This is a genomic window from Vibrio sp. A37 (assembly GCF_059777565.1).
On record NZ_JBLNLI010000002.1, the window covers coordinates 532426 to 539089 of the forward strand.

General features: G+C 42.9%; 6 protein-coding genes. 3 read left to right on the forward strand and 3 right to left on the reverse strand.

Features of this window, described 5'->3' with window-relative positions; genetic code table 11:
* Positions 1–8: 8 nt before the first annotated feature.
* A complete protein-coding gene (gene pheT / locus ACM2FC_RS06000) occupies positions 9–2411 on the reverse strand; it encodes a phenylalanine--tRNA ligase subunit beta (RefSeq protein ID WP_498479964.1) in 2403 nt (800 codons plus the stop codon).
* A gap of 18 nt (positions 2412–2429) precedes the next feature.
* On the reverse strand, positions 2430–3413 hold the full coding sequence (gene pheS, locus ACM2FC_RS06005; RefSeq protein WP_498479965.1) for a phenylalanine--tRNA ligase subunit alpha: 984 nt from the start codon (positions 3411–3413) through the stop codon (positions 2430–2432).
* A 236-nt stretch (positions 3414–3649) separates the two neighbouring features.
* Between pheS and ACM2FC_RS06010 the strand changes: the two genes are divergently transcribed.
* On the forward strand, positions 3650–4132 hold the full coding sequence (locus ACM2FC_RS06010) for a GNAT family N-acetyltransferase (protein ID WP_498479966.1): 483 nt from the start codon (positions 3650–3652) through the stop codon (positions 4130–4132).
* Positions 4133–4178: 46 nt separating this feature from the next.
* Here the strand turns inward: ACM2FC_RS06010 and ACM2FC_RS06015 are convergent, their stop codons facing one another.
* Positions 4179–4637 (reverse strand): helix-turn-helix domain-containing protein, encoded by a 459-nt coding sequence (locus tag ACM2FC_RS06015; RefSeq protein ID WP_498479967.1) that lies wholly within the window; start codon positions 4635–4637, stop codon positions 4179–4181.
* Positions 4638–4839: 202 nt separating this feature from the next.
* On the opposite strand from ACM2FC_RS06015, the gene ACM2FC_RS06020 reads away from it, so the two are divergent.
* Both ACM2FC_RS06020 and ACM2FC_RS06025 read left to right on the forward strand, forming a co-directional pair.
* A complete protein-coding gene (locus ACM2FC_RS06020; RefSeq protein ID WP_498479968.1) occupies positions 4840–5355 on the forward strand; it encodes a hypothetical protein in 516 nt (171 codons plus the stop codon).
* Positions 5356–5472: 117 nt separating this feature from the next.
* Positions 5473–6552 carry a PQQ-dependent sugar dehydrogenase gene (locus ACM2FC_RS06025; RefSeq protein ID WP_498479969.1) on the forward strand — a complete coding sequence of 360 codons (1080 nt, stop codon included), beginning with the start codon at positions 5473–5475 and terminating at the stop codon, positions 6550–6552.
* The last annotated feature ends 112 nt before the right edge of the window (positions 6553–6664 follow it).

Here is a 6664-nt window from a genome sequence, read left to right on the forward strand (position 1 = left end):
GTTTTCTATTAGTCGCGTAGCATTGCACCAAATTGTTCCGACGCTGCAGCAACAATTGAATCAACACTATTACTGATGTCTGCATCTTCTAAAGTGCGCTCTACCGACTGTAATGTCAGTGCGATCGCTAAGCTCTTCTTGCCTTCTTCAATGCCTTTACCAACGTACACATCGAAAAGCTTCGCATCAACAAGTAGTTCGCCACCACTTGCAAGACAAGCATCAACGATATCCGAAGAGTTAACTTTCTCATCAACAACTAGTGCAATATCGCGTCGATTGGCAGGAAATTTAGATACTTTAACTGCTTCCGGAATCACACGTGTATTAATGGAATTCCACTCGATCTCGAATACGATAGTACGACCATTCAGACCAAGTTTACGCTCTAGTTCTGGGTGTACTGTACCAATCACACCGATTTCTTTTCCATCCGCGGTAATAATTGCAGATTGACCAGGGTGAAGCGCTTGGTTTTTAGAGCTTGCGTCGCCTAGCGGCTTAAAGCCAAACGCGATTTCATTAGAAGTCAGTTCTAGTACTGCTTCTAAATCACCTTTAAGGTCAAAGAAGTCAACAGTATTGGTAGCAATATCCCAATGCTCTTCGTTTCTAGCGCCAGCAATAACACCAGCAAGCATTGGCTCTTGGCGCATACCATTTTCGGCAGACTTAGAAGGAATAAAGCGAAGACCAAATTCAAACAACCTAACTCGTGGTTGCTGACGTTTTTGGTTATGAACAACTGTATTCAATAGGCCTTGAATCAAGCCTAGACGCATTGCAGACATATCCGCCGAAATTGGGTTCGGTAGCACGAGTGGCTCTACATCAGCAACAATCAGCTTTTGCTGCTCTGGCTCGACAAAGCTGTAGGTAATTGCTTCATGATAGCCACGATCAACCAAAAGATTACGAACGCGCTTAAGCGGTAAGCTTTCTTCTTTGTGGTCATTCATTTTTAATGCAGCAAGTGGAGACTGATTTGGAATATTGTTGTAACCGTAAATACGGCCCACTTCTTCAATCAAATCTTCTTCAATTGCAATATCAAAGCGCCAAGTCGGTGCAACTGCACTCCAACCTGCATCCGCTGTCTCAACAGACAGACCTAAACGCTCTAGGATTTCTACTACGTCACTATCAGCAATGTGATGGCCAAGCAGCTTATCTAAAGCGCCACGACGAAGTAACACTGAATTTGCTTTTGGTAAATCTGCTTCAGACTCAGCAACAATCACTGGTGCAACTTCACCACCACAGATCTCAACAAGTAGCTGAGTTGCACGCTCCATCGCGTTTGTTTGCAGTGCATAGTCTACGCCGCGTTCAAAACGCATTGATGATTCAGTGTGTAAGCCGTAGCTGCGCGCTCGTCCACGAATATGATCTGGCGAGAAGAAAGCACACTCTAACAATACATCTTTAGTTTCAGTGCTCACACCAGAACCTTCACCACCAAAGATACCAGCAATTGCCAGTGCTTGATTGTGGTCTGCAACAACTAACGTGTCACTGTTTAGTTCTGCTTCGTTGCCATCTAGAAGAGTTAGTTTTTCGCCCTGCTCTGCCATACGTACCACAATGCCACCTTCGACCTTGTTCAAGTCGAATGCGTGCATTGGTTGGCCTTGCTCAAGCAATACATAGTTAGTGATGTCAACAACAGGATCGATAGAACGAATCCCACAACGGCGCAGTTTCTCTTGCATCCAAAGCGGAGTTTCAGCTTGAACATTTACGTTCTTAACAACACGGCCTAGATATCTTGGGCACGCATCAGTCGCTTTGATTTCTATTGAAACAGTATCGTCAATTGCAGGTGCAACCGGTGTGACTTCTGGCTCAGTTACATCGGCTCGGTTAAGTACACCAACTTCTCTCGCCAAACCACGAATGCTAAAGCAATCGGCACGGTTCGCAGTTAAGTCAACATCAACTGTCACATCGTCAAGCTCAAGAAGTTTACGGAAATCAGTACCAATAACTGCATCAGCAGACAACTCTAAAATACCGTCAGACTCTACGTCGATACCTAGTTCAGTAAATGAGCAAAGCATACCGTGAGATGGTTGGCCGCGTAGTTTCGCTTTCTTGATTTTGAAATCGCCAGGTAGAACAGCGCCTACCGTTGCTACTGCAACTTTTAAACCTTGACGACAGTTTGGCGCGCCACAAACGATATCAAGAAGTTCCTCTTCACCGACATCAACTTTAGTTACGCGTAGTTTGTCTGCATCTGGGTGTTGAGCACATTCAACAACCTGACCTACTTTAACGCCAGTGAAAGAGCCAGCAACAGGTAAAACGTCGTCTACCTCTAGGCCAGCCATTGTAATTTGGTGAGTAAGCTCGTCAGTTGTAACCGATGGGTTAACCCACTCACGAAGCCATGATTCGCTGAATTTCATAGTGATTAAACCTCTGGATTACTTGAACTGTTTTAAGAAACGTAGGTCATTCTCGAAGAATGCACGTAGATCGTTAACGCCGTAACGTAACATGGTCAAGCGCTCTACACCCATACCGAATGCAAAACCAGAGTATTTTTCTGCATCAATACCGACAGCTTTTAGTACGTTTGGATGAACCATTCCGCATCCTAGAACCTCTAGCCATTTGCCGTTTTTACCTTTTACATCCACTTCTGCTGAAGGTTCAGTAAACGGGAAGTAAGATGGACGGAAACGCACTTCTACCTCTTCTTCGAAGAAGTTGCATAGGAAATCATGCAAAATGCCCTTTAGTTGAGCGAAGTTTACATTTTCGTCTACCAACATACCTTCAACTTGGTGGAACATTGGCGTATGAGTTTGATCGTAGTCGTTACGATATACACGGCCAGGTGCGATAAAGCGGAATGGCGGTTTACCATTTTCCATCGTACGAATCTGTACACCAGAAGTATGAGTACGTAACATCAAGTCAGGATTAAAGAAGAAAGTATCATGATCAGTACGCGCTGGATGGTCTTCTGCAATGTTCAATGCGTCAAAGTTGTGGAAGGCATCTTCAATCTCAGGACCAGACTCAACATTAAAGCCAAGCTCACCAAAAAACTGTTCAATGCGCTCAACAGTGCGAGTTACTGGGTGTAGACCACCATTTTCCATACGACGACCAGGTAATGTTACGTCGATGGTTTCTTCAGCAAGCTTCGCTTCTAACTCGGCACGTTGAAGAGCATCTTTACGTGCAGCAATCGCTTGTTGGACTGCGCCTTTCGCTTTATTGATCTCTTGACCAGCACTACGACGCTCTTCTGGTGGTAACTTTCCAAGGCTCTGAAGCTGAGCAGTAAGCTCACCTTTTTTACCTAGATACTGAACACGCACTTCATCAAGTGCGACAAGCGAGTCAGCAGCGTCAATTGCAGCGCCCGCGTTAGCAATAATCTCTTCTAGATGTTGCATTATTTCCTCATCTACCTGTCGGCAGTATTCGTAGGGTTTACCTACGTAATTTTTGGCTACATTAAATAGCTGTACATAGTAGCGAAACACCGTCGCAAAGCCAAATGGAAATCAGTGTTAACAAACGATTATCTGTGCTTAGAGCCTGCTAGTTGAGCCACTTCTTTATAAAACCTTTCGCTAACTAAACAAATTTCTATTACATTTGTATTTTTAATCAAGCCTACAAATTCTACATGTCAGTTATTTACAAAGAAATTAGTGAGAAATACGACCAAGAAGTAAGCGAAATTATTTTGAAGGTCGGGGAAGAGTTTGGTGCCGTAGGTGAAGGGTTTGGCCCTGGCGATCAAGAAGTACTCAACATGAGTCGCTACTATACGGATGATAATGACAGCTTATATCTCATTGCTATACACAATAGTCAAGTTGTTGGTGGTTGCGGCGTAGCACCGTTCAATAAAGAGAAAAAAATATGCGAGCTGAAAAAGCTTTTCCTTTTGCCGGCTGCCCGAGGGCTTGGTATTGGTAAAACACTGACTATAAAGTGCTTGGACTATGCAAAGTCGAAAGGATATAAGCAGAGCTACCTAGACACCTTATCAAATATGGGAAGTGCAATTTCTCTTTACGAAGCGCTAGGGTTTGAGCATTTAGGTGAGCCGATAGAAGGAACAATTCACAATAAGTGTGATGTTTGGATGCTCAAAGATATTTAGAATCAAAGCGCTCCAGAATCAACTGGAGCGTATAGAAAATCGAACTCTATTTCGAATCGAATCTATTGAGTACCACCGCTCGTATCTCAATGACCAATAAAACTACAGCCCAAACCATAACCCAATGGTACTGCCAATTCTCATCAGGATAAAAAAGAGAATTCGCTGAATAGACACCAACGAATGCTAGAATGAGAGTAAATACATTTTTTGCAAAGCTATTTAGACGAAACTTAAAAAATTGATGAACCTCGTTGACTTCTTCAATATGGTTCTTGCTAGTGTCTTTCCTTTTCGTCGTCAACATTTCCACATTGATATTAAACGCACTCGCTAACGCTTTTTTTGTCTCTAAGCTTGCTTGACCCAACTTTTCGACTCGTTGAACTGTTCTAACGTTAACTGAACAAATTTCAGCAAGCTGCTCTTGAGTCCACGCTTGCTTCAAGCGATAGGTTTTCACGTTTTCTGCCAAGACTCGCGATTGTTTTTTTTCAATACTCATCTTTATATCAGCCAACCGAAACTAAAAATATATAAAATCAAAGCCACTATTTTCGATCTTAACCTCTTTAAACATCTCGTATCTTATTGAAATATAATAACTGTCATTCCATTGTCGGTTTAGTATCACCCTTATGACATGGTACCCAAAGATTATCAATTATAGATTTCGCTGTGTTTCCACAAACTCATTAGGCAATTTCATGATTCACATTCCAACCGAGCTGCTTATTGCGGTCCCAGTAGTAATCTACTTAGCGTTCATGTACCTAAAGCCCCGAAAGGTTAACATAAGGCGTTTGCTTCTTGTACCTATAGTCGTTCTGTACTTCGCTTTAACGACTGTACCGTTATCTGCTTTAGCATCTTTAGTGTTGTTCACTTGTCTATTTATTCTAGGCATTAGTGTGGGGTATTTGCATGTGCGGAATAAAGACGTAAAGATTAATAGGGCAAAATTTTCGATGACGATACCACGTGAGCCGGAAATGGCACTTTACGTCATCACCATCGTACTATTTAAAACATTCATCGGCTATTCACTAGGTCTTCACCTTCCTTTTGCCCACACTCTATTTTTCCATACAATAGTATGGGTTGTTACTGGCTTTCTCGCAGGGTATTGCTGCGGACGACATGGCTATTATGCATACATCCTAATCTGGTCAAAAACGGGAACAAGCCATTCCAGTTCTTCCGCTCAAATATCGAAAGAGTAAGTACTTTCACATGCTTCGAAAACTCAGTTCTAACATCGGATTACAATTTTATTGAGGCGAAATCTTAGTCTAGAAACCATACTGTAGAAGGATAAGTTATAAAACAAGGACCTGTTCATGTATAAATGTTTACTGGCCTTACTGGCCAGTTCGCTTTCTTTTACTGCAAGTGCAGACCACTACTTCGCCAAGAAAGTTGCTTCGGGCTTTGCCGTGCCTTGGGGAATTACTTTCGTTACACCTACTCAGATGCTCGTATCAGAGAGAAATGGCGACATTCGCTTACTCGATATTACAACAGGAAAACACAAACTCGCAGCTAATGCGCCCAGTGATACATTTGCTGGTGGTCAAGGGGGACTGATGGATATTGCCAAGTCACCTTTCGATCCAAATAGTGTTTATGTCACTTATAGCAAAACAACCCCAAAGGGTGCAGCAACAACCCTCGCTATGGCGTCTCTTGAAAAAGGCAAGCTTAAAGGCTGGCAGGATTTGTTAGTTACCGACTCTTATTCAGATTCAGGACGACACTTTGGTAGCCGTATTGCGTTTTCAAGCCAACACATATTCTTAACAGTCGGAGACCGTGGGGAACGCAGTAATGGGCAAAATACCCAAAACCACTCAGGCACTATCTTGCGCCTAACTCCTAAAGGTGCCGCAGCTAAAGATAATCCTTCTAACGTTAATCCAGAACTCACTGACGAAATCTGGAGTTTTGGCCACCGGAACCCTCAAGGAATATTTTTCGATTTACCTAGCAATAATCTTTGGGCCATTGAACATGGACCTAGAGGTGGAGATGAAATTAATCTAATCAAAGCTGGCGGTAACTATGGCTGGCCTATCGTGTCCTATGGACAAGAATATTGGGGACCAATAGATGTGGGGCAAGCCAACGAAATGGACGGTATAGAGTCGCCTGCTAAAGTTTATGTACCTTCTATCGCTCCTAGCAGCCTAGTTCTGTATCGAGGCAACAAGTATCCGGAACTAAAAAATAAGCTGCTCGCTGGCTCACTTAAGCTGCAACACATTAATGTCGTCAGCCTCAACAGTGAAAACAAAGCAAATCATGAAGAAAGGTTACTGGAAAACTTTGGTGAACGTATTAGAGATATTGAAATCGCTAACGATGAGAGTATCTACTTCAGTACTGATAACGGCAATATCTATCAGTTACAGAGAGATTAGTTAACAGTCACCACCTAGAAAACAGAAAACCCTGACCATTGATGATCAGGGTTTCTTATTTGGAGCGACACACGAGGTTCGAACTCGTGACCTCAACCTTGGCAAGGTTGCG

What these genes read in the sequence shown, in the direction of transcription:
- ACM2FC_RS06010 (WP_498479966.1), top strand. Translation starts at nt 3,650, where the DNA reads ATGTCAGTTATTTACAAAGAAATTAGTGAGAAATACGACCAAGAAGTA.
- ACM2FC_RS06025 (WP_498479969.1), top strand. Translation starts at nt 5,473, where the DNA reads ATGTATAAATGTTTACTGGCCTTACTGGCCAGTTCGCTTTCTTTTACT.
- pheS (WP_498479965.1), bottom strand. Translation starts at nt 3,413, where the DNA reads ATGCAACATCTAGAAGAGATTATTGCTAACGCGGGCGCTGCAATTGAC.
- ACM2FC_RS06020 (WP_498479968.1), top strand. Translation starts at nt 4,840, where the DNA reads ATGATTCACATTCCAACCGAGCTGCTTATTGCGGTCCCAGTAGTAATC.
- pheT (WP_498479964.1), bottom strand. Translation starts at nt 2,411, where the DNA reads ATGAAATTCAGCGAATCATGGCTTCGTGAGTGGGTTAACCCATCGGTT.
- ACM2FC_RS06015 (WP_498479967.1), bottom strand. Translation starts at nt 4,637, where the DNA reads ATGAGTATTGAAAAAAAACAATCGCGAGTCTTGGCAGAAAACGTGAAA.